22 protein-coding genes are annotated in these 19,367 nt (G+C 68.8%); 13 read left to right on the forward strand and 9 right to left on the reverse strand.

Annotated elements, in window-relative coordinates; genetic code table 11:
• Positions 1 to 17: 17 nt before the first annotated feature.
• The 4 genes from ACO06I_RS10280 (at position 18) to ACO06I_RS10295 (ending at position 2,422) form a co-directional block, all read left to right on the forward strand.
• A complete protein-coding gene (locus ACO06I_RS10280; protein ID WP_421932473.1) occupies positions 18 to 755 on the forward strand; it encodes an SDR family NAD(P)-dependent oxidoreductase in 738 nt (245 codons plus the stop codon).
• Positions 756 to 766: 11 nt separating this feature from the next.
• Complete coding sequence (locus ACO06I_RS10285) at positions 767 to 1,534, forward strand: SDR family NAD(P)-dependent oxidoreductase (RefSeq protein ID WP_421932474.1); 768 nt, start codon at positions 767 to 769, stop codon at positions 1,532 to 1,534.
• A 115-nt stretch (positions 1,535 to 1,649) separates the two neighbouring features.
• Positions 1,650 to 1,943, forward strand: a complete 294-nt coding sequence (locus tag ACO06I_RS10290) for a hypothetical protein (RefSeq protein WP_421932475.1) — start codon at positions 1,650 to 1,652, stop codon at positions 1,941 to 1,943.
• 176 nt (positions 1,944 to 2,119) lie between these two features.
• Entirely contained in the window at positions 2,120 to 2,422 is a 303-nt protein-coding gene (locus ACO06I_RS10295; RefSeq protein WP_421932476.1) for a hypothetical protein, read from the forward strand.
• Between the two features lie 102 nt (positions 2,423 to 2,524).
• Here the strand turns inward: ACO06I_RS10295 and ACO06I_RS10300 are convergent, their stop codons facing one another.
• Genes ACO06I_RS10300 through ACO06I_RS10310 form a run of 3 tightly spaced genes read right to left on the reverse strand, consistent with a single transcriptional unit; the run spans position 2,525 to position 3,983 of the window.
• Positions 2,525 to 3,136, reverse strand: a complete 612-nt coding sequence (locus ACO06I_RS10300; protein WP_421932477.1) for a DUF6448 family protein — start codon at positions 3,134 to 3,136, stop codon at positions 2,525 to 2,527.
• Positions 3,137 to 3,166: 30 nt separating this feature from the next.
• Positions 3,167 to 3,709, reverse strand: coding sequence for a cytochrome b/b6 domain-containing protein (locus ACO06I_RS10305; protein WP_421932478.1), 543 nt, complete (start codon positions 3,707 to 3,709; stop codon positions 3,167 to 3,169).
• A gap of 1 nt (position 3,710) precedes the next feature.
• Complete coding sequence (locus ACO06I_RS10310) at positions 3,711 to 3,983, reverse strand: PepSY domain-containing protein (protein WP_421932479.1); 273 nt, start codon at positions 3,981 to 3,983, stop codon at positions 3,711 to 3,713.
• Between the two features lie 132 nt (positions 3,984 to 4,115).
• Between ACO06I_RS10310 and ACO06I_RS10315 the strand changes: the two genes are divergently transcribed.
• The 5 genes from ACO06I_RS10315 to ACO06I_RS10335 all read left to right on the forward strand — a co-directional run bounded on the left by ACO06I_RS10315 (position 4,116) and on the right by ACO06I_RS10335 (position 7,961).
• A complete protein-coding gene (locus ACO06I_RS10315) occupies positions 4,116 to 4,787 on the forward strand; it encodes a response regulator transcription factor (protein WP_421932480.1) in 672 nt (223 codons plus the stop codon).
• Positions 4,784 to 6,118 (forward strand): histidine kinase dimerization/phospho-acceptor domain-containing protein, encoded by a 1,335-nt coding sequence (locus ACO06I_RS10320; protein WP_421932481.1) that lies wholly within the window; start codon positions 4,784 to 4,786, stop codon positions 6,116 to 6,118. The genes ACO06I_RS10315 and ACO06I_RS10320 overlap by 4 nt, the downstream gene beginning before the upstream one ends.
• Positions 6,115 to 6,297: a hypothetical protein gene (locus ACO06I_RS10325; protein WP_421932482.1), complete on the forward strand. Its 183-nt coding sequence runs from the start codon at positions 6,115 to 6,117 to the stop codon at positions 6,295 to 6,297. The genes ACO06I_RS10320 and ACO06I_RS10325 overlap by 4 nt, the downstream gene beginning before the upstream one ends.
• Positions 6,298 to 6,438: 141 nt before the next feature.
• Complete coding sequence (locus ACO06I_RS10330) at positions 6,439 to 6,966, forward strand: hemerythrin domain-containing protein (protein ID WP_421932483.1); 528 nt, start codon at positions 6,439 to 6,441, stop codon at positions 6,964 to 6,966.
• 335 nt (positions 6,967 to 7,301) lie between these two features.
• Positions 7,302 to 7,961: a Crp/Fnr family transcriptional regulator gene (locus ACO06I_RS10335; RefSeq protein ID WP_421932484.1), complete on the forward strand. Its 660-nt coding sequence runs from the start codon at positions 7,302 to 7,304 to the stop codon at positions 7,959 to 7,961.
• 42 nt (positions 7,962 to 8,003) lie between these two features.
• Here the strand turns inward: ACO06I_RS10335 and ACO06I_RS10340 are convergent, their stop codons facing one another.
• The gene (locus ACO06I_RS10340) at positions 8,004 to 8,204 is read right to left on the reverse strand and encodes a hypothetical protein (RefSeq protein WP_421932485.1); all 201 of its coding nucleotides are present in this window, start codon (positions 8,202 to 8,204) and stop codon (positions 8,004 to 8,006) included.
• Positions 8,205 to 8,382: 178 nt separating this feature from the next.
• On the opposite strand from ACO06I_RS10340, the gene ACO06I_RS10345 reads away from it, so the two are divergent.
• From ACO06I_RS10345 to ACO06I_RS10360, 4 genes are all read left to right on the forward strand, one after another.
• The gene (locus tag ACO06I_RS10345) at positions 8,383 to 9,900 is read left to right on the forward strand and encodes a spinster family MFS transporter (protein ID WP_421932486.1); all 1,518 of its coding nucleotides are present in this window, start codon (positions 8,383 to 8,385) and stop codon (positions 9,898 to 9,900) included.
• A 59-nt stretch (positions 9,901 to 9,959) separates the two neighbouring features.
• Positions 9,960 to 10,604, forward strand: a complete 645-nt coding sequence (locus tag ACO06I_RS10350; protein ID WP_421932487.1) for a glutathione S-transferase family protein — start codon at positions 9,960 to 9,962, stop codon at positions 10,602 to 10,604.
• Positions 10,605 to 10,666: 62 nt separating this feature from the next.
• Positions 10,667 to 11,989, forward strand: coding sequence for an adenylosuccinate lyase (purB, locus tag ACO06I_RS10355; RefSeq protein WP_421932488.1), 1,323 nt, complete (start codon positions 10,667 to 10,669; stop codon positions 11,987 to 11,989).
• Positions 11,990 to 12,252: 263 nt separating this feature from the next.
• Positions 12,253 to 12,723 carry a YbjN domain-containing protein gene (locus ACO06I_RS10360; protein WP_421932489.1) on the forward strand — a complete coding sequence of 157 codons (471 nt, stop codon included), beginning with the start codon at positions 12,253 to 12,255 and terminating at the stop codon, positions 12,721 to 12,723.
• 227 nt (positions 12,724 to 12,950) lie between these two features.
• Here ACO06I_RS10360 and ACO06I_RS10365 read toward each other — a convergent pair whose 3' ends face one another.
• The 5 genes from ACO06I_RS10365 to ACO06I_RS10385 form a co-directional block, all read right to left on the reverse strand.
• Positions 12,951 to 13,622, reverse strand: coding sequence for a hypothetical protein (locus ACO06I_RS10365; RefSeq protein WP_421932490.1), 672 nt, complete (start codon positions 13,620 to 13,622; stop codon positions 12,951 to 12,953).
• Between the two features lie 1,220 nt (positions 13,623 to 14,842).
• Positions 14,843 to 15,739 carry a hypothetical protein gene (locus tag ACO06I_RS10370; RefSeq protein ID WP_421932491.1) on the reverse strand — a complete coding sequence of 299 codons (897 nt, stop codon included), beginning with the start codon at positions 15,737 to 15,739 and terminating at the stop codon, positions 14,843 to 14,845.
• Positions 15,740 to 16,114: 375 nt separating this feature from the next.
• Positions 16,115 to 17,317, reverse strand: coding sequence for an ABC transporter permease (locus ACO06I_RS10375; protein ID WP_421932492.1), 1,203 nt, complete (start codon positions 17,315 to 17,317; stop codon positions 16,115 to 16,117).
• Positions 17,317 to 18,036, reverse strand: a complete 720-nt coding sequence (locus ACO06I_RS10380) for an ABC transporter ATP-binding protein (protein WP_421932493.1) — start codon at positions 18,034 to 18,036, stop codon at positions 17,317 to 17,319. The genes ACO06I_RS10375 and ACO06I_RS10380 overlap by 1 nt, the downstream gene beginning before the upstream one ends.
• On the reverse strand, positions 18,033 to 19,322 hold the full coding sequence (locus ACO06I_RS10385; protein ID WP_421932494.1) for an efflux RND transporter periplasmic adaptor subunit: 1,290 nt from the start codon (positions 19,320 to 19,322) through the stop codon (positions 18,033 to 18,035). The genes ACO06I_RS10380 and ACO06I_RS10385 overlap by 4 nt, the downstream gene beginning before the upstream one ends.
• Positions 19,323 to 19,367: the final 45 nt, after the last annotated feature.

Consider the following 19,367-nt stretch of genomic DNA (forward strand, 5'->3'; position numbering starts at 1 on the left):
ACCCCCGGAGATCGCCCATGTCCGACCTCGACTTCAGCGGCCAGAACGTCCTGGTGGTGGGCGGCTCCAGCGGCATTGGCAACGGCGTCGCCCACGGCTTCCGCCGGCGCGGCGCCCAGGTCCACGTCTGGGGCACGCGGGCGAACGCCGGCGACTATGACGGGGTCGAGGGCTCCGACCTCACCGGCCTGACCTATGCCTGCGTCGACGTCGCCGACCGCGCCGCCATCGCCGCCGCCGCCGGCCGGCTCGAACGCCTCGACGTCCTGGTGCTCTGCCAGGGCACGGTGGTCTACAAGCGCGGGGAGTTCGCGCCGGCGGGCTGGGACCGGGTGATGGCGGTCAATCTCGACAGCCTGATGGACTGCGCCATGGCCTTCCACGACCGGCTGGCCGCCGCCAAGGGCTCGATCATCATCGTCAGCTCAATCTCGGGCTTCCAGTCCAACCGGGGCAATCCGGCCTACGCCGCCTCCAAGGCCGGCGCCGTCAGCCTCACCAAGACCCTGGGCGAGGCCTGGGCGCGGGACGGCATCCGGGTCAACGGCCTGGCGCCCGGCCTGGTGGCCACCAAGCTCACCGCCGTCACCACCGAGCATCCCGACCGCCTGGCCGGCGCCCTGCGCGCCATCCCGGCCGGCCGCATGGGCACCCCCGACGACATGGCCGGCGCGGCCCTCTTCCTGGCCTCGCCCCTGGCCGCCTACGTCAACGGCCAGACCCTGATCGTCGACGGCGGCCTGTCCCTCTCATGACGGAGATTCCCATGTCCCTCAGCCGCTCGGTCAAAGGCTCCGTCGTCCTGGTCACCGGGGCGGGCAGCGGCATGGGGGCCGCCACCGCCCGGGTCTTCGCCGCGCAAGGCGCCCACGTCGCCGTCACCGACCGCGACGCCGCCGCCGCCGCCACGGTGGCGGAGTCCATCGTCGCCGAGGGCGGCTCGGCGCTCGCCTGGCCCCTGGACGTCGCCGATCCGGTGGAGATCCTGGCGGTGGTGGGCGACCTCGCCGCCCGCTTCGGCGGCCTCGACATCGTGGTCAACAACGCCGGGATTTCCGGCTTCTCGGCCATCGACGACGACGGCTACGACGCGGTCTGGGACCGCTCCGTCAGCGTCCTGCTCACCGCCCACCAGCGGGTGATCCGCGCCGCCCTGCCGCACCTTCGCAAGTCGGCGGCGCCGCGCATCGTCAACATCGCCTCCACCGAGGCCCTGGGCGCCACCGCCCGCGACAGCGCCTACGCCGCGGCCAAGGCCGGCGTCACCGGCCTCACCCGGGCGCTGGCCGTCGAACTCGGCCGCGAGGGGATCACGGTCAATTGCATCTGCCCGGGCCCCATCCTCACCGGCATGACCGACGCCATCCCCGACGAGGCGCGCCAGACCTACGCCCGGCGGCGCACGGCGCTGGGCCGCTACGGCGCGCCGGAGGAGGTCGCCCACATGACGCTCAGCCTCTGCCTGCCCGCCGCCAGCTACATCACCGGCGCGGTGATCCCCGTCGACGGCGGCCTGATGGCGCGCAACGCCTGACCCCTTGAAACCGTCGGGTCGGCGCCCAAATCATCGCACCGACGAGGCGTCGGCCGCCGCCGGCGGCGCGGCCTCGTCACCTGGAAAGTGAGGACATACAACACGGAGATCGGCGATGTTCGCCAGCCACGACCAAGCCCCTTCCCCTGTGACCCTGCGCCTGGCCCTGGAGCGCATCCTGCGGCCGGCGGTGGGATTCCAGCACCCACGCGAGGTGCTGAAGGACCCCCTGCTCTCCCCCGACGACAAGCGCGCCGTCCTCTCCTCCTGGGCCTCCGACGCCTGCGCGGTGGAGGACCAGCCCACCCTGCGCCAGATGGTCGGTTGCGAATCCCCCGTCCCGCTTGAGGACGTCCTGGCGGCCCTGAGCCGCCTCGATGGCCCCGGCCCACACCTCAAAGCTGCGTGACCGGGTCTGACGCCCGACAGACACCGACCTCATTTCGGGCGCTTGATGCCGCTAGAGCGCGTCAGGCGGAAGTGGATACCGGTTCCGCCGCCCGACGCGCTCCAATCTTTGAATCTAGACCCTTCTTGCCGTTTCAGACGGGTCCGTCTGAAACGGTCAGGGTCCAGGAAGAGGACATGCCCGTGCAACCGACGCCTGACACCGACCACCACATCTCCGTCCTGCCCGTCGAGGGGGGCTGGCGCGTGCTGTCGCCCTTGGACGACACCCCGCTGATGTTCCTCTCGGGCGCCAAGGCCGAAGCAAAGGCCAAGGCGCTGGCCGAGCAGTTGGCCGCGGCCGGCTGCGACGCCCGGGTGCTGATCCACGACCGCACCCAGGCTCTCGTGGGGACCTGGCGCTACTTCGCCGCCGAGGTCGACCGGGCCCAGGCGCCCCTGGCCGAACTGCCGGTCCTGCGGTCGCCCAGCCAGGCCTGATCTACCGGGACGAGGACGGGACAGGCCCCACGAAGCTCGTCTGGCCCGCACCGGGCCCGGGCCGCGATATCGCCCACGAGGCCGAGGCGGCGCGCCTGTTGTTCAGTCCCTATGGGGCGGAGGGCGTCCGCTTGCCGGCGGAGCCGCCTTCCCACCCCCGGCCGCGTGAACACCTTCCACGTAGTGGACGTAGCTCACATAGGCGTCGACATAGGCGCGGTCGGCGGTGACGTCGCGCGGACGGGACGCGCGGCTCGCCAGGAGGTTCGCGAAGCGCGCCCGCAGACCTTGCGACACCTCTCGGCTCAAGAGTTCCTCCACGGCCTCCTGGGACCCCGATCTGACGGCTTCGTCCGCCGCGAGCACGGCGGGACCGAAGTCGTGGCCGGCCGGCTTGAGCCCGTCGTAGGACGCGCCTTCCCCGGCGCGATGCAAACGCACCAGCGTCTCATAGAAGGCCTGGTCGGCCAGCTCGCGCGCCTCCCGACCCAGTGCGCGCACGGCCAGGGTCTTCGAGAACGCCTGTCGCACGGTCGCCTCGTTGTCCGGCTTCACCCAGGCCAGGACCGGGTTCGGATCGCCGCTGTCCAGGGCGGTCCGCGCCGCCGCGACGACGGGTCCGTCCAGGGAGTCGCAGTGGGCCATCGCCGGCGTGGAGAGCGCTCCGAGCCCGAGGCCCAGCAGAACCGCGGCAGTCTTGAGTTTCGCCCGCATGGGCAAGCTCCTCTTGAGGATTTTCATCGGTCACGCCACATCGGTGGCCTGGGGCGCGCGTTTGCGGCCGGTGACCATCGCCCGGACCAGGTTCTCGCGATGACGCAGGCTGGCCACGATCACGCCCGCGATGTGGAGCGCGACCAAACCCAAGGTGAGGGTGGCGGCGCCTTCGTGCAGCTCCTCGACCCACTCCGCGCCCCAGAAGGCGTCCTGCGTGTACATCCAGCCTGTGAGGGCGGTCGCCGACAGGGTCGACAGCAAGGCGAGGATCATCAGCCCACCGGCCGGGTTGTGGCCAAGGTAGCGGGGCTCTCGCCCCCTGAGGATCGCGCCAACGTAGCGCGCCGTGTCCCCGGGATTGCGAACGAACTGGCTGAACCGGGCATAGCGGGGCCCGACCAGCCCCCAGACGAGCCGGAAGCCGATCAGGACGGCCGCCGCGTAGCCGGCGGCGTAGTGAAGATCCTCCCAGTCCTCGGCCGTCAGCCACGCGACCGCGAAGCTGACGGCGAGGCTCCAGTGGAAGAGCCGCACGACTGGGTCCCAGACCCGTATGGACGGCGTCTTCATGTCAGCGCTCCAGCTTGACCTTCACGGACTGGAGGGTCTTCGGGTTGAAGTAGGCTTCGACCCGGCGGCCCTGACGGTCGATGCCGTAGACCTCGTAGCAGCCGTCTTCGGTCTTCAGCCGGTTCACCTTCCAGCCCTCGGCCTGGAGCTTCTTTTCCAGCGCCTGCCGCGGCTGCCATTCGGCGAGCGGCACATTGCACTTCTCGGCCGCGACGGCGGCTCCGGCGCCGAGGGCGCCGAAAGCCGCGGCGGCGGCGAACAGGATGGCTTTCATGGGAGGTCTCCTTCTCGGTTGCGATGGAAGGAGGATCGGGCCGCAATCTGACGCCCGCCTGACGCCGCGCGCGAATGTTCTTCAGGTTCACGTCAGCTTGGTGGAATAGCTGGCTAGGTTCCTTCCACCTTCATGGCGGCGGTCTTGCGGGTTCTGTTGATCGAGGATGACCTGGCGCTCGGCGAAGCGGTCCGCGACCAGGTCGCCGCGGACGGCCATGCGGTGGACTGGGTCCAGCGCCTGAGCGAGGCGCGCGATCACGTGCGCGCCGTCCCCTATGACCTCCTGCTCCTCGACCTGATGTTGCCCGACGGCCCGGGTCTGGAGTTCCTGCGCGAGCGCCGGCGCGAGGGCGATGTGACACCCGTGATGATCCTGACCGCCCGCGACCAGATATCCGAGCGCATCGCCGGATTGAACGCGGGCGCGGACGACTACCTGGTCAAGCCCTTCAACCTCCTGGAACTGTCGGCGCGGGTCTCGGCGGTGGCCCGACGCTACGCGGGCAACCCCAACCCGCTGGTCCGTATCGGCGCGCTCGAAGTCGACCTTGCCGCCCATGCCGCCTTCATCGCCGGCCACCTCATCGACCTCACCGCGCGCGAGTGGGGGGTTCTTGAGGCGCTGGTGCAGCACCCGGGCGCCATCATTTCCAAGGGACAGCTCGAGGACCATCTCTACGCCTTCGGCGGCGAGGTGGAGAGCAACACCATCGAGGCCTATGTCAGCCGGCTCAGGAAGAAGCTGGGCCCCGATGTGGTGCAGACCGTTCGCGGCCTGGGTTACCGGTTGGGCCGCGTATGAACGGCCGGTTCAGTTTGCAGCGGCGCCTGGGCCTCGGCGTGGCCCTCCTGGTGGCGGTGACTTGGCTCGTGGCGACGGCGTGCGGCGCCGTGGTTATCCGCCATGAACTGGACGAAACGTTCGACTCGGCGCTGCAGGAGACCGCGCAGAGGCTGCTGCCGCTCGCCGTCATCGACATCACCGAACGCGATCGCTCGCTCGGCCCGCGCCGGGTCTCGCCTCTGGCCCGCCACGAGGAATTCCTCACCTATGTCGTGCGCGATCGATCCGGCGAGGTGCTGCTGCAGTCGCACGACGCCGATCTCAGGGTGTTCCGCGAGACGCCCGGCGCCGGGTTCCAAAGCACGGCCACGCACAGACTTTACGGCGAAAGCGCCCTTAACGGCGCCGTGATCATTGAGGTCGCCGAGCGGCTGGATCACCGCGGCGAAGCGACGCTGGAGGCCGCCCTCACCCTGCTCCTGCCTCTGGCGGCGCTGGTCCCGGCCTCGCTGCTCGGGGCCTGGCTGCTCGTCCGCCTGAGTCTTCGCTCCCTGTCGGGCTTCACGGCCGCGGTCGAGGCGCGCGGCGCGGGGAACCTGGATCCCGTGCCTCTGTCGCGCCTGCCCTCGGAGATCCAGGCGATTGGCGAGTCCGTCAATCAGCTCATCGGGCGGCTACGGCGGGTGCTGGAGGCTGAGCGCAACTTCGCGAGCAACAGCGCTCATGAGTTGCGGACCCCTTTGGCCGCGGCCCTGGCCCAGACGCAGCGGCTGGTCGCTGAAACGCCGGCCGGGCCCCTCAACCGGCGGGCGCGGCGGATCGAGGCGTCGCTGGGCCAATTGGCGCGCCTGTCGGAAAAGCTGCTCCAACTGGCCCGGGCGGAAGGCGGCGGCATCCTCGCCGAGGGCCCGCAGGCCTTGGCCCCGGTCCTGCGTCATGTCGTTGACGACCTGCGCCGGAGCGAGCCCGGCGGAGAGCGACTCCAGGTCAGCACGCCGCCGTCGGAGTCCCACGGCTCGCGCCTGGATCCCGACGTCTTCGCCATCCTCGCCCGAAATCTCATCGAGAACGCGCTGAAGCATGGCGCGCCTGACCGCCCGGTCGTCGCCTCCCTTTCCGCTGACGGGCTCCTTCGCGTGGTGAACGGCGGGCGGGTGCTGGCCCCCGAGACCCTGAGCCGGGTGCGACGTCGTTTCGAGCGCGGTGAAACCCCTGCCGAAGGCGCGGGCCTGGGACTGACCATCGCCGACCTTGTCGCGGCTGCGGCCGGCGCAAGTCTGGAGATCAGGTCTCCCGCGAGCGGGCAGAGCGATGGCTTCGAAGCCAGCGTCGACTTGGCTCGTCCGTGAGGCTGCCGCAGAGCCGCCAGCGCTCCCGATACCTCACATTCTCTCGGCACGGCGTCTTCGCGCGGCCCGCCCTCACCACCGGTGGAGAGCAGTCCAAGAGCGGCTCGGGCCTGAGCACCGGCGTCGAGACCGGCGCCATCTCGCCGGGGAACACCCAGGGCGCCAACAGCGCCCGCTGACCCTTCGCCGGGGTCCGCCCAGCCCGGTCGCGGACCCCGGAAATCGTCCCTTTCTGTCGGATATCCGCCGGAACTCGCTCCCGGAAAGGGTGTTTCCCGAGTCTGGGTGATACCGCCCGAGAGTTCAGGATGAGGGACGTCATGGCGACCGCCGCAAAAGCTCAAACCACCAAGAAATCCGCCGGCCGCAAGCGCCGCACCGGCCGGCGCGACCCGCTGGCCATCAGCCTGCTGAAGAAGGACCACCGCGAGGTCGACGACATGTTCGACGAGTACGAACAGCTGGAGAAGGACGCCGAGAAGCTCGCCCTCTTCAACAAGATCGCCCTGGCGCTGAAGGTCCACACCCAGATCGAGGAAGAGATCTTCTACCCCGAGGAGCGCGGCGACGTGGAAGACGACATGATGGACGAGGCCTATGTCGAACACGACGGCGCCAAGAAGCTGATCGCCGAGATCGAGGCGATGAAGCCCTCCGACGAATATTACGACGCCAAGGTCAAGGTGCTCGGCGAGTACATCAAGCACCACGTCAAGGAAGAGGAACAGCCGGGCGGCATCTTCGCCCAGGCCAAGAAGGGCGATGAGGACCTCGACGCCATGGGCGAGCGCCTGAAGGCCCGCAAGGAAGAGCTGATGGCGCAGATGGCCCCGGCCAAGGCCAACTGACCGGCGACTCGGTCGCGCGCGCCACCGGCGCAGCCTGATCTGTCGAACGGCGCGGCTCTCCCCGAGAGTCGCGCCGTTTGCATTCTATGTCGGATATTGTTCATAGGAGATACAATTCCAGACATACTATGTATTTGATCGAAAGTTTCTCGCGCTTATCGCCTCTCGAAAAGCCAAATAAAATATATCAGACAACCTCTGCGGATCACTTGCGCAGAGCGCGCGGCCAACTTCCGTGCCAGTGTCGAGTCGACTCTCGCTCATTATTTGTCGCATCGCCCGGCTTCTCAGTGAATTTTAGAAACTACCTCTTAGCTGCCATGGACGCCGGCGACATGGCCGCCCTTGGTCCCGCCTTGACCGAGGTCGCCCTGCTGGCCGGCCAGGTGCTGCATCCGGCGGGCGAGTTGATCGACCAGGTCTACTTCCCCTCCAGCGCCGTGATCTCGGTGGTCACCCCCACCCTCGACGGCCGCAGCGTCGAGAGCGCCACCGTCGGCTTCGAGAGCCTCGCGGGCCTCTCCTCCGCCCTCAGCGGCGAGCCCAGCGCCAGCCGGGTCTTCGCCCAGGTGGGCGGCGGCGCCATCCGGCTGCCCGCCGCCAAGCTGCGCGATCGGGCCCTGGCCAGTCCGCCGCTCATGCAATTGCTGCTGCGCCACATGGACGCCGGCATCAGCCAGGCCCAGCAATCGGTGGCCTGCAACGCCCTGCACGACGCCGGCCCGCGCCTGGCGCGCTGGCTGCTGATGACCCAGGACCGGGTGGCCGGTCCCGTCATCCCCCTGACCCAGGAATATCTCGCCATCATGCTCGGCGTGCAGCGGACCACCGTGACCCTGGTGGCCAGCGCCCTGAAGCGGGCCGGTCTCATCAAGTACCGGCGCGGCGTGATCACCATCCTCGACCGCGAGGGCCTCGAGCGCGAGGCCTGCGAATGCTACGCCGTCAGCAGTCAAAGGTTCGACAAGCTGCTGGCGCCCAGCCACGCCCATTAGGGTGACGGCCGGACCTGGAGACCTGTTCGGGCTTCGCCGGCCCTAGGCCGAGGCGCCCTGCTCCCGCACCTCACGGTGCACGAGCCGGTCGTCCTGCCAGACCTGCACCTCCACGGCGCTGTCATGCTCGGCCAGGATGCGCCGGGCCTGGACATAGGCGGTTGCCTCGTCGGGCAGATCGGTGTCCTCGAAGGTCAGGGCCAGGCCCTGCGCGGCGTACGGATAGAAGGTGTAGGCGGGCATGGCTGGATCCCGGATCGCGGCGCGGGGGCGCCGCAGGCTGATCTAGAACGCAACTGACGGTGGCGTCTGTCTGACGCCGGACTCAACGGCCAGGATTGACCGGCCGTTCGCCCCTTCCCCTGGCCCCTCGGGTCCGCCTACAGTCCCCGCCAAGAGAGTGCATGGGGGGAACGTGCGTATGGCTGGGACCACGGCGGTCGGCGGCAAGCCGGTCTATTCGGACAGTTACAAGGGCGTGGTGCTGGGCCTGCTGGTCACCGCCTACACGCTCAACTTCATCGACCGGACGATCATCGCCACCATCGGCCAGGCCATCAAGGATGACCTGAAGATCACCGACACCCAGCTCGGCCTGCTGGGCGGGCTCTATTTCGCCCTGCTCTACACCCTACTGGGCATCCCGATCGCCCGCCTGGCCGAACGGTTCAACCGGGTCTCCATCATCTCGGGCGCCATCCTCATCTGGTCGGCCTTCACCGCCCTGTGCGGCACCGCCACCAGCTTCGCCCAGCTCGCCGCCTACCGCTTCGGCGTCGGGTTCGGCGAGGCGGGCCTCTCCCCGCCCGCCCACTCCCTGATCAGCGACTATTTCGAGCCCAAGAAGCGGGCCACGGCGCTTTCGATCTACTCCTTCGGCATCCCGCTCGGCACCATGGTCGGCGCCGTCGCCGGCGGCTGGCTGGCCCAGAACTTCTCCTGGCGCATCGCCTTCATGATCGTCGGCGCCCCCGGCATCGCCATCGCCATCGCCATGAAGCTGCTCATCAAGGAGCCGCCGCGCGGCCACTCCGAGCCCGACCAGGCCCCGGCCTCGCCCGAGGACGTCGCCATCGAGGCGCCGCCCGCCCCGAAGTTCTCCCTGTTCGGCGAGATCAAGGAACTGGCCAGCGTCGCCGGGACCCTGTTCGGCAAGTGGCCGGTGCTCAACATGGTGCTGGGCGTCACCATCGCCTCCTTCGGCTCCTATGGCTCGGGCCAGTTCGTGCCGCCCTACTTCACCCGTACCTTCGGCCTGGACTACGCCCAGGTCGGCCTGATCACCGGCATCGTCGGCGGCATCTCCTCGGGCATCGGCACCCTGCTGGGCGGCTTCATCACCGACCGCATGAGCAAGCGCTCGCCGCGCTGGTATTCCCTGACGCCCGCCATCGGCCTGACCATCGCCACGCCGATCTACATCGCCGCCTATCTGCAGCCCTCCTGGCAGACCGCGGCCCTGATCCTGCTGATCCCGGGGATCTTCCACTACACCTATCTCGGCCCCACCTTCGGGGTGGTGCAGAACATGGTGCCGACGCGCCGCCGGGCCACGGCCACGGCCCTGCTGTTCTTCTTCCTGAACCTGATCGCGCTCGGCGGCGGCCCGCCCTTCACCGGCTGGATCATCGACCAGTTCGCCCAGTTCAACTTCAACCACGACGGCGGCTCGGGCACGCTGGCGGCGCTCGGCGGCCTGCTGGGGGGCGACGGCGGGGCTGCCAGCTTCGCCACGGCCTGCCCGGGCGGCAAGGCGCCGGAGGGGGCGAGCCTCGCCCTCGTCGGCCAGTGCAAGGCCAGCCTGGTGGAGGCGACGCGCTCGGGCGTCATCGTCTCCATCTGCTTCTACCTCTGGGCCGCTTTCCACTACCTGCTGGGCTCCATCGGCCTCACCAAGGCGCTCTCCAAGGCCCGCACCGACCGGGGCGAGGCCGCCTAGGCTTGCCAGACAGCGTCAGCCTCGTTACTTAATCATCGACTTAAGTAACGAGGCGCGCCATGGCCCTGACCCTCTACTACCACCCCTTCGCCTCCTACTGCTGGAAGGCGCTGATCGCCCTCTACGAGAACGACACCCCCTTCACCCCGCACAACCTCGACCTGGGCTATCCCAAGGTCCGCGCCGAGTTCAATGCGCTCTCGCCCTTCGGCAAGATGCCCCTGCTGAAGGACGGCGAGACCCTGGTCTCCGAGGCCACCGTGGTCATCGAGCACCTGGCCCTGCATCATCCCGGCAAGGTCGAGCTGATCCCCCGCGATCCGGCCGCCGCCCTGCCCGTCCGCCACCGCGACCGGGTCTTCGACCTCTATGTCCAGGAGTCGATGCAGAAGATCGTCGGCGACCGCCTGCGGCCGGCGGACGCCAAGGACCCCTTCGGCGTCGCCCAGGCCCGGGCCACCCTGCGCACCGCCTACGCCCTGGTGGAGACCTGGGCGGCCGAGGGCCCCTGGATCATGGGGCAGGCCTTCACCCTGGCCGACTGCGCCGCCGCCCCGGCCCTGCACTATGCCGACCGGGTGGAGCCCTTGGGCGAGGCTTTCCCCAACACCACCGCCTACCTGGCCCGGCTGAGACAGCGCCTGTCCTTCGCCCGGGTCCTGGAGGAGGCCGCCCCCTACAGCCACTTCTTCCCGAAGGAATAGGCCCGGCGGGGTGGCGATTTCCGGCGGGTGGCGCTAATCAGCCTCCGTAAGGAGCCCTCGACATGATCCCCCGCTACGCCCGCAAGGAAGCCGCCGACATCTGGTCGCCGCAGACCCGCTTCAAGATCATGTTCGAGATCGAGGCCCACGCCGCCGACAAGATGGCCGAGCTTGGGGTCATCCCCAAGCTGGCGGCCCAGACCATCTGGGAAAAGGGCCGCGACGCCATCTGGGACGCCGACCGCATCGACGAGATCGAGCGCGAGGTGAAGCACGACGTCATCGCCTTCCTCACCCACGTCACCGAGATCGTCGGCCCCGAGGCGCGCTTCCTGCACCAGGGCATGACCAGCTCCGACGTCAACGACACCGCGCTGGCCGTCCAGCTCTGCCGCGCCACCGACCTGCTGCTGGAGGACGTCGACCTGGTGCTGGCCGCCCTGAAGCGCCGCGCCTTCGAGCACCGCCTGACCCCCACCGTCGGCCGCAGCCACGCCATCCACGCCGAGCCCACCACCTTCGGCCTCAAGCTCGCCGGCCACTACGCCGAGTTCCAGCGCGCCAAGGAGCGCCTGGCCATGGCCAAGTTCGAGATCGCCACCTGCGCCATCTCCGGCGCGGTCGGCACCTTCGCCAATGTCGCCCCCGAGGTTGAGGCCCACGTGGCCGAGCAGCTGGGCCTGGCCGTGGAGCCGGTCTCCACCCAGGTGATCCCGCGCGACCGCCACGCGGCCTATTTCGCGGCCCTGGGCGTCGTCGCCTCCTCCATCGAGCGCCTGGCCACCGAGATCCGCCACCTGCAGCGCACCGAGGTGCTGGAGGCCGAGGAGCCCTTCGATCCGGGCCAGAAGGGCTCGAGCGCCATGCCCCACAAGCGCAACCCGATCCTGACCGAGAACCTCACGGGCCTCGCCCGTCTGATCCGCTCGGCCGTGGTGCCGGCGATGGAGAACGTCACCCTCTGGCACGAGCGCGACATCAGCCACTCGTCCGTCGAGCGCGGCATCGCCCCGGACGCCACCGTCCACCTGGACTTCGCCCTGCGCCGCCTGGCCGGCGTCGTCGAGCGGCTGGTGATCTATCCGGAGAACATGCTCAAGAACATGGACCGCCTCGGCGGCCTGGTTCACTCCCAGCGCGTCCTGCTGGCCCTGACCCAGAAGGGGGTGGCCCGCGAGGCCGCCTACGCCGCCGTCCAGGGCGCGGCCATGAAGGTCTGGCGCGGCGAGGGCAAGTTCATCGACCTGCTGCTGGCCGATCCCAGCGTCACCCTCTCCGAGGCCGAGATCCGCGACCTCTTCGACCTCGGCTACCACTACAAGAACGTCGACGTCATCTTCGGCCGGGTGTTCGGCGCCGACGCCATGGCCAAGGCCGCCGAGTAGGCGGCGGGGCCCAGCCCCCTCCGTCTCTTCGCTGCGCTCAGATCCACCTCCCCCGAACCGCGCTTCGCGCTGGGGGAGGAACTAGCACACCAAATTCCTCCCCCAGGCCGCAGGCCGTGCCGGGGGAGGTGGCGCGCGCAGATATGCGCGTGACGGAGGGGGCTGGGCCCCCCACAACTTCCAATGTCTTGACCCAGTCCGCCCCCGGGTGAAGCTTCACCTTTGAGCGCGCCCTCGCGCCCGCCTGTCCGGGAGGACACGCCATGAAGCTTCCCGCCCTCGCCGCCACCCTGGCCCTGGCCGCCCTGGCCGCCCTGCCGGCCCAGGCCCGCGACCTGCCCGCCGGCGGCCTGACCCGCGCCGAGGTGGCCCAGTGGCTGCAGGGTCACGGCTACAAGGCCCAGACCCACGACGACAGCGAGGGCAACAGCATCGTCAGCAGCGCCTCGGACGGGGTGAACTGGGACATCTACTTCTACGACTGCGGCAAGACCGGCCGCTGCGCCTCGCTGCAATACGCCGCCGGCTGGAGCGGCCTGAGCCTGGCCGACGGGACCCTCAACACCTGGAACCACGGCAATCGCTACATCCGTGGCTATCAGGCCGCCAAGGGCGCGGTCTGGGGCGAGTACGACATCGACGTCAGCCCCGGCGGAACCTGGGAACAGCTCGACCACAGCCTGGAGCGCTGGACCGGCGCCCTGTCGCAGTTCAAGGACGCCATCGGCCAGTAGGCCCTCGTCGCGCCGCCGGCCCCCCCACCATGAACGGGGGGCTATCGCCTATGACGGCCGGATGCTCCCCCTCTGGGGGAGCTGGCAGCGAAGCTGACTGAGGGGGACTTTGACTCCTTCAACGACCGTTCGGCCCGCACGAAAACGCATTCCAGTCCCCCTCACCCGGCCTTCGGCCGGAGCTCCCCCAGAGGGGGAGCATCTGACGACGAGGCCCCCCGCCCCCCTCAATCCTTGCCCCGCGGGATCCGCACCAGTCGGTCGGGCACGCCGGGGCGGTAGCTGGTGAGCAGGACGTTGATCATCTCCACCGGCTCCTCCGGCGCCTCGGCGGGCGTCGGCTCGGCCGCCCGTTCGCCGGCCTCGGCCAGGTCGGCCTTCAGGCCGTAGCGCTTGGGGGCCAGGCGCGAGGCCTGCCAGCGCACCGCGTCGATCTTCACCTTGGCCAGATAGGCGCCCTCCTTGTCGGCGGCCTCGGCGATCTCCCAGACCTGGTCGAAGCGCCGGTGAGCCTGCAGCACTCGCGCCCGCCCGTAGGCCTCCACGAAGTCGGGATGGCGCCGCAGCCAGCCCATGACCGTGGTCTCCCCGGGCAGCCCCTCCAGGGCGCAGGCCTGCCGCAGGCTCATTCCCAGGGCCAGCCGCTCGCAGATCAGCCCCGCCACGTGCGGGCAGTAGGTGTCGCGCCGGCCCGGCCGGTGGCGCCCGTCGAACCGGGCCTGGGCGAGGCTGGCGCCAAAGGCCGGCCGCTCGCGGCTCCAGGTCTTGATCGCCGCCCGGCTGGGCATGTCCGGGTCGCGGCAGATCTCCATCAGGCTCTCGCCGGCCGCCACCCGCTGGCAGATCACCACCCCCAGCGCCTCACTGAAGCGCCGCCCGAAAACGCGCGAGGATGTCAAGAACAAATAGAGAACATTTGGCCGCCCCGTCACTCCACCGCCGCCCGGAAGCCGACCTCGTCGAGGTCCGAGAACGGTAGGGAGCGGACCTTCAAGCCGGGTCGGTGGTGAAGGGCATCCGCGAGCAGGCTGAATTCCCGATCGGGCTGTAGTCTGCGGAATAGTAGAGGTGATAGCCAGACGATCCTGGCGTCCAGTCGGCATGGACCTGGGCAGGCCGACCTCTCACGATGTGACCTCAGAGCGCGGAGTTGTGAAAGATCACCGTTCTCCGAAGAGCGAAGCTGTGACAACTTCGTCCGAGAGTCCAATTGTCTGCGCTGACATAGGAGCACTCTGAGTGAATTGGAATCGGCTTGCCACGATCACGGCTGCACTCTGTTTCTCGGCCTATGGAAGCGCCCCGTCGGCGGAGGAGAAGGTCTCGGAGGCCTGCTTCCAGTCCAGCGCCCTGCACTGCGGCTATGAGATGGACTTTTGCATGAAGACGAGGTCAACGGCGCAGATCGACCAGTTCTGTCGCCCGCAACTGGCCCAGTGTCGGGAGAATGCCCGGAGGGCGTGTGGGGGAGGAGGAGGGCCATCGATTGGCATTCCGGCTCCTAGACGCGACCCGGAGCAGTTCCACCATGAACCGCAGGGCCTTCCCGTGGACGGCCCCCCAGGCACCGCCTTGTACACGTCGCTCTATTGTAGCAATGGCTCCCCGCCGGCTGGAGCAACGATTGGCAAGCCGGCTCAGATTGCTGCTGGCGGCACGGGCGTTGCTTGGGTCAAGGTCAAGGGCGAGGCGTCGAATCTCTGGTGTCGGCTGTACGACGATCCCGTCACCCATGCCTGCGGGAGCCAGGGCGAGTTATCTGACTGCCCTTACGCCGCGACGGTGCTACTCTTCGAAGTCCATCGGGGCGGATACACGTCGTACGCTTGGCGGGTCTACAACCAGGCCAACCGTCAACGTCAGTTTACGTTAGTGGCCAAGTAGATGTGCGTTGGCGACGAGAGTCCGTCTACGCTGGGTGCCCAGTAGTCGCCTCGCTGATCAGGCACCACTGACCGAACCGCCCATAGGCCTCGGGAATTACGGTGACACAGTATGAAATAGATAGTCCCGAACGGAGCCTCGCGCCGGGCAAATGCAGCCCAAGCCGAACGCGTCCTCCGACGATGGGATTGTCCTATTTCATACAGTGTCACCGTAACCCCGTCTTCCACGGCGTTCATGCTTGCTTGGCCCAACGTTTGCCTAGGGCGACGATGCTATACCAATCACCCGGAGGGTACGCGTTCAAAAGCTCGACGTCCCATGGCGCGGCGTTCTTTGGGTTGTTGAATTCCATTGTCGTGTGGGTTGCGCTGAGGCCCCATTCCGGATCGTAGGCATAGTGCGAGACCACAAATACAACTTTCTTGATCCGGCTATATTGTCGAATTTGGTCCTTCGTTACGTCAATAATTTCCTGCGGTATCTTGATGTTAGGGGGCTCACTCGCGCGTGATTGACTGATGTTCATCCACGATGACGGGACTTTTACAACAACAATCCCGGAGTTGCCGCGCCCAATCTGTCTGCTGGCTTCTCGAAACGCAGACTGTAGCGTGCCTTTCGAGAAGTTGGTCTTCTCGTACTTGCACTTTATCTCGCAAAGCGCCTGGGTGTGGTCCGGCGCTTCGAAGATGATGTCGACCGTGGTGCGGTCGGCCTCCTCAACGTACTTGAAGGGAATGCCTCGCTCCTTGAAAAGCTGACCCACGTGCATCTCGGCCAGCCCGGATTCAATTTGCTCCAGGCTCATGTGTTCAAGGCATTTCGAGAACCCAAGCGCGAACTGCAGGTTTATGAACAGCTCGGCGAGCCGAAGGATCAACACCGAATACCGGGGATCGACATCGCGATCTCCTGAGAAATTCGGCCTTAGAAATGAGTTCGGATGAGCGTCCAAATGGACGTGCTTCTCAAACCAATCGTCACCCAGGAAATACCGGATGATGAAGGCGTGCATCATGAAATTGAACTTCGCGGTTCCGGGTTTGACTGATTTCCCGAGGTCCGCCGCAACGGCGTCTAGGAGCGGTAGCTCTAAGTGCGCGCCATCCCAGCGGAAGTCCTCAGCCACCTAACAGCGCTCCTACTCGCATCCGTGAGAACGGCACCGTACGTTCGCCGCCCTTCGCTGGTGATGCTGGCAACATCGTCGGACACGGTTGCCCATCCCGACGCCACCAGCGCGTCAACAGTTTCCCCCGCGCGGCGGTTGAGCCGCTGGGCCTGGCGAACGGGAATATGACTCGCCACGTCCCAGCGTCATCACGACGGAGGGCGACATCTGAGGCAAGCACTGTCAGGAGATCAAGGTGCGCAGCGCTGACAATAGGGGCTGCGTCGTTCTCTTCGTTCTTGGGCAAGGTCTCTTCCTTTCAAGAGACGTCGCCCAAGAACAACGACGGAACATCTACCACGCGACCACCTCGCCCTAAGGCAACCCCCGCCCCTATTCGTGCCGCAGCGCCTCGATCGGATCGAGCCGCGCCGCCCGCCGGGCCGGGAAGTAGCCGAACACCACCCCGATCAGGGCCGCCACCGTGAAGGCCAGCAGGTTCACCGCCGGGTCGAAGGCGAAGGGCACCTTCATCCACCCCGCCAGGCCCGCCGAGGCGCCCGCCGCCAGCAGCACCCCCACCAGGCCCCCGAAGGCCGACAGCACCACCGCCTCGATCAGGAACTGCAGCAGCACGTCGCGCTCCAGGGCGCCGATGGCCAGGCGGATGCCGATCTCCCGGGTGCGCTCGGTCACCGAGACCAGCATGATGTTCATGATCCCGATCCCCCCCACCAGCAGGCTGACGGCCGCCACCGCCCCCAGCAGCAGGGTCAGCACCCGGGTGGTCCCCGACATCGCCTGCGCGATCTGGCGGGTGTCCATGATGCTGAAATTGTCGTCCTCGTTGCTGGCGACCTTGCGCCGCTCGCGCAGGATGTCGGTGACCTGGGTCTTGACCCGGTCGGTGTCGCCGCTGGCCTTCACCGAGATCACCAGGGACCCGATGTCCTGGTCCCCGGTCAGCCGGCGCTGCACCGCCCGCAGCGGCATGATCACCACGTCGTCGGGGTCGCCCCCCATCGAGACCTGGCCGCTGGCCTTCAGCAGCCCCACCACGTCGCAGGCGAAGCCCTTGACCCGGATGCGCGACCCCACCGGGTCGGCGGCGGCGAACAGCTCCTTGCGCACCGTCTCCCCGATCACGCAGACCGGCCGCCCGGCGCGGGCCTCGGCGGCGTTGAACACCCGCCCCCGGGACAGGATCAGGTTGCGGGCGGTGAAATAGGCCGGGTTGGCCCCGGTCACGCTCGTCGACCAGTTCTGGGCGCGGTAGACGATCACCGCGGCCGCGCTCTCCACCCCGGAGATGGCGCCGATGCCGCTGACCCCGGCCTCGATGGCCGCCACGTCGGCGTCGCGGAAGCGCGGCGCGCGGCCCGCCTCCGGCCCCATCCTCTGGCCCGGCCGCACCATCAGCAGGTTGGAGCCCAGGCTGGAGATCTGGTTGGTGACCGCGAGCGTCGCCCCATTGCCCAGGGTCACCATGGTGATCACCGCGGCCACCCCGATCACCACGCCCAGCACGGTCAGGATCGAGCGCACCAGGTTGCGGCGGATGGCCCCCAGGGCCAGTTTCAGCGCGCTCCACAGCATCAGGCGGCCAACCCGTGGGCGCCGTCCGAGGCGATCGCCCCGTCGACGAAGCGCACGTGCCGCGGGGCGTAGGCGGCCATGTCCGGCTCGTGGGTGACCATCAGCACCGCGATCCCCTGGTCGCGGTTGAGGCCAAGGATCAGGTCCATGATCCCGCGTCCCATCTCGCTGTCCAGGTTGCCGGTGGGCTCGTCGGCCAGCAGGACGGTGGGCCGGGTGACGATGGCGCGGGCTATGGCCACCCGCTGCTGCTGGCCCCCGGAGAGCTCGGACGGGGTGTGCGTCCCCCAGCCCTCCAGCCCCACCACCGCCAGGGCCTCGGCGGCCAGCCGCCGGCGCTCGACGCCCGAGACCCCGCGGTACATGAGCGGCAGCTCGACATTCTCCAGCGCGCTGGTGCGCGGCAGCAGGTTGTAGCCCTGGAAGACGAAGCCCAGGTGGCGCCGCCGCAGCAGGGCCCGCTGGCGGCGGTCCAGCTTCTCCACGTGCAGGCCGCGGAACCGGTAGGAGCCGGCGCTCGGCACGTCCAGGCAGCCGATGATGTTCATGGCCGTCGACTTGCCCGAGCCGCTCGGTCCCATGATGGCGACGAACTCGCCCTCCTCCACCCTCAGGTCCACCCCCCGCAGGGCCTGGAAGGCGCCCGGGCCGGAGCCGAACACCTTGGTGACGCCCGACAGCTCGATCAGGGGCGGCCGACTCGCCGGCGAGCCGGTCATTTGGCGGCGGCGGCGGTTTCGGTGATCACCGCCATCCCCACCTTCAGGTCGCCGCCGGTGATCTCGGTGTCGCGTCCGTCCGAGGCGCCGACCCGCACGGCCACCCGCGCGGGGACGCCGTCGCGCAGCACCCAGACCTGCTGGGCGCTGGGGTCTGTGGAGCGCCGGGTCGCCCGTCCGCCCATGCGGGGCATGCGGGGCACCAGCGCGCTGGTGACGCTGGCCGCGCCCTTGGCGCTGGTCTCGGGCGGGGTGAAGCGCAGGGCCGCGTCGGGGACCAGCAGCACGCCGGCCCGCCGCGAACTGGTCATCTCGGCGCTGGCGGTCATGCCCGGCCGCAGGGAGAGGTCGGCATTGGTCACCGCCAGGATGCCGGTATAGGTCACGACGCCCTCGGTGGTCTTGGAGCCCAGCCCCACCCGGGTCACCGTGGCCGGATAGGTCCGCCCCGGATAGGCGTCGACGGTGAAGACCGCCGGCTGGCCGTCGGCCACCTTGCCGACGTCGGCCTCGTCGATGTCCACGTGCAGCTCCATCCGGGTCATGTCCTCGGCCAGCGTGAACAGCACCGGGGCCTGCAGGGTGGCGGCCACCGTCTGGCCGGGCTCGATCTTGCGGGCCAGCACCACCCCGCTCACCGGGGAGCGGATGGTGGCCTTCGTCAGGTTGGTGCGGCCGGTGTTGAGATTGGCCCGGGCCTGGGCCACCCCGGCCGACGAGGCCGCCGCCGAGGCCCGCGCGCGCGCCAGCGCCGCGTCGGCGGCGTCGATGTCGGCCTTGGCCGGATAGCCGCCCTTGGAGATCTGGTAGAGGCGGTGCAGACGTCCGGCCCGCAGCCCGGTCTCGGTCACCGTGGCCTGGCTCTGGCGCAGATTGGCCTGGGCGGCCTCCAGGGCCGCTTCGCCCAGCGCAATCTGGTCGCGCAGGCGCGAGGTGTCCAGGGTGGCCAGCACCTGGCCCTTGGTCACCCGGTCGTTGTCGTCGGCCAGCACGCTGTCGACCGTGCCCGAGACCTCCGAGCCCACATCCACCTGGTTCACCGGCTCCAGCGATCCCGTCGCCAGCACCGAGACCACCAGGTCGCCGCGCCGCGCCGGGGTGGTCACGAACCCCGCCGGCGCCGGGGCGCTCATCGCCCGGAAGATCAGCACGGCGGCCACCAGGGCCACGATCCCCAGCACGACCCCGCCCGCGATCAGTCCCCGCCGCCGCCACGGCCCGGCCTTGGCGCTCGGGCCCAGCAGCGCTTCGAGGTCGGCGGCGGAATTGACGGTGTCTTGCGGCATGGGGGGCGTCCTGTTGTCCCCACCTACCCCCCGATCCCCCGCCGA

The sequence above is a fragment of the Phenylobacterium sp. genome (assembly GCF_965229015.1).
GTDB lineage: Bacteria > Pseudomonadota > Alphaproteobacteria > Caulobacterales > Caulobacteraceae > Phenylobacterium.

What these genes read in the sequence shown, in the direction of transcription:
- ACO06I_RS10280 (WP_421932473.1), top strand. Translation starts at nt 18, where the DNA reads ATGTCCGACCTCGACTTCAGCGGCCAGAACGTCCTGGTGGTGGGCGGC.
- ACO06I_RS10285 (WP_421932474.1), top strand. Translation starts at nt 767, where the DNA reads ATGTCCCTCAGCCGCTCGGTCAAAGGCTCCGTCGTCCTGGTCACCGGG.
- ACO06I_RS10290 (WP_421932475.1), top strand. Translation starts at nt 1,650, where the DNA reads ATGTTCGCCAGCCACGACCAAGCCCCTTCCCCTGTGACCCTGCGCCTG.
- ACO06I_RS10295 (WP_421932476.1), top strand. Translation starts at nt 2,120, where the DNA reads ATGCCCGTGCAACCGACGCCTGACACCGACCACCACATCTCCGTCCTG.
- ACO06I_RS10300 (WP_421932477.1), bottom strand. Translation starts at nt 3,136, where the DNA reads ATGCGGGCGAAACTCAAGACTGCCGCGGTTCTGCTGGGCCTCGGGCTC.
- ACO06I_RS10305 (WP_421932478.1), bottom strand. Translation starts at nt 3,709, where the DNA reads ATGAAGACGCCGTCCATACGGGTCTGGGACCCAGTCGTGCGGCTCTTC.
- ACO06I_RS10310 (WP_421932479.1), bottom strand. Translation starts at nt 3,983, where the DNA reads ATGAAAGCCATCCTGTTCGCCGCCGCCGCGGCTTTCGGCGCCCTCGGC.
- ACO06I_RS10315 (WP_421932480.1), top strand. Translation starts at nt 4,116, where the DNA reads ATGGCGGCGGTCTTGCGGGTTCTGTTGATCGAGGATGACCTGGCGCTC.
- ACO06I_RS10320 (WP_421932481.1), top strand. Translation starts at nt 4,784, where the DNA reads ATGAACGGCCGGTTCAGTTTGCAGCGGCGCCTGGGCCTCGGCGTGGCC.
- ACO06I_RS10330 (WP_421932483.1), top strand. Translation starts at nt 6,439, where the DNA reads ATGGCGACCGCCGCAAAAGCTCAAACCACCAAGAAATCCGCCGGCCGC.
- ACO06I_RS10335 (WP_421932484.1), top strand. Translation starts at nt 7,302, where the DNA reads ATGGCCGCCCTTGGTCCCGCCTTGACCGAGGTCGCCCTGCTGGCCGGC.
- ACO06I_RS10340 (WP_421932485.1), bottom strand. Translation starts at nt 8,204, where the DNA reads ATGCCCGCCTACACCTTCTATCCGTACGCCGCGCAGGGCCTGGCCCTG.
- ACO06I_RS10345 (WP_421932486.1), top strand. Translation starts at nt 8,383, where the DNA reads ATGGCTGGGACCACGGCGGTCGGCGGCAAGCCGGTCTATTCGGACAGT.
- ACO06I_RS10350 (WP_421932487.1), top strand. Translation starts at nt 9,960, where the DNA reads ATGGCCCTGACCCTCTACTACCACCCCTTCGCCTCCTACTGCTGGAAG.
- purB (WP_421932488.1), top strand. Translation starts at nt 10,667, where the DNA reads ATGATCCCCCGCTACGCCCGCAAGGAAGCCGCCGACATCTGGTCGCCG.
- ACO06I_RS10360 (WP_421932489.1), top strand. Translation starts at nt 12,253, where the DNA reads ATGAAGCTTCCCGCCCTCGCCGCCACCCTGGCCCTGGCCGCCCTGGCC.
- ACO06I_RS10375 (WP_421932492.1), bottom strand. Translation starts at nt 17,317, where the DNA reads ATGCTGTGGAGCGCGCTGAAACTGGCCCTGGGGGCCATCCGCCGCAAC.
- ACO06I_RS10380 (WP_421932493.1), bottom strand. Translation starts at nt 18,036, where the DNA reads ATGACCGGCTCGCCGGCGAGTCGGCCGCCCCTGATCGAGCTGTCGGGC.
- ACO06I_RS10385 (WP_421932494.1), bottom strand. Translation starts at nt 19,322, where the DNA reads ATGCCGCAAGACACCGTCAATTCCGCCGCCGACCTCGAAGCGCTGCTG.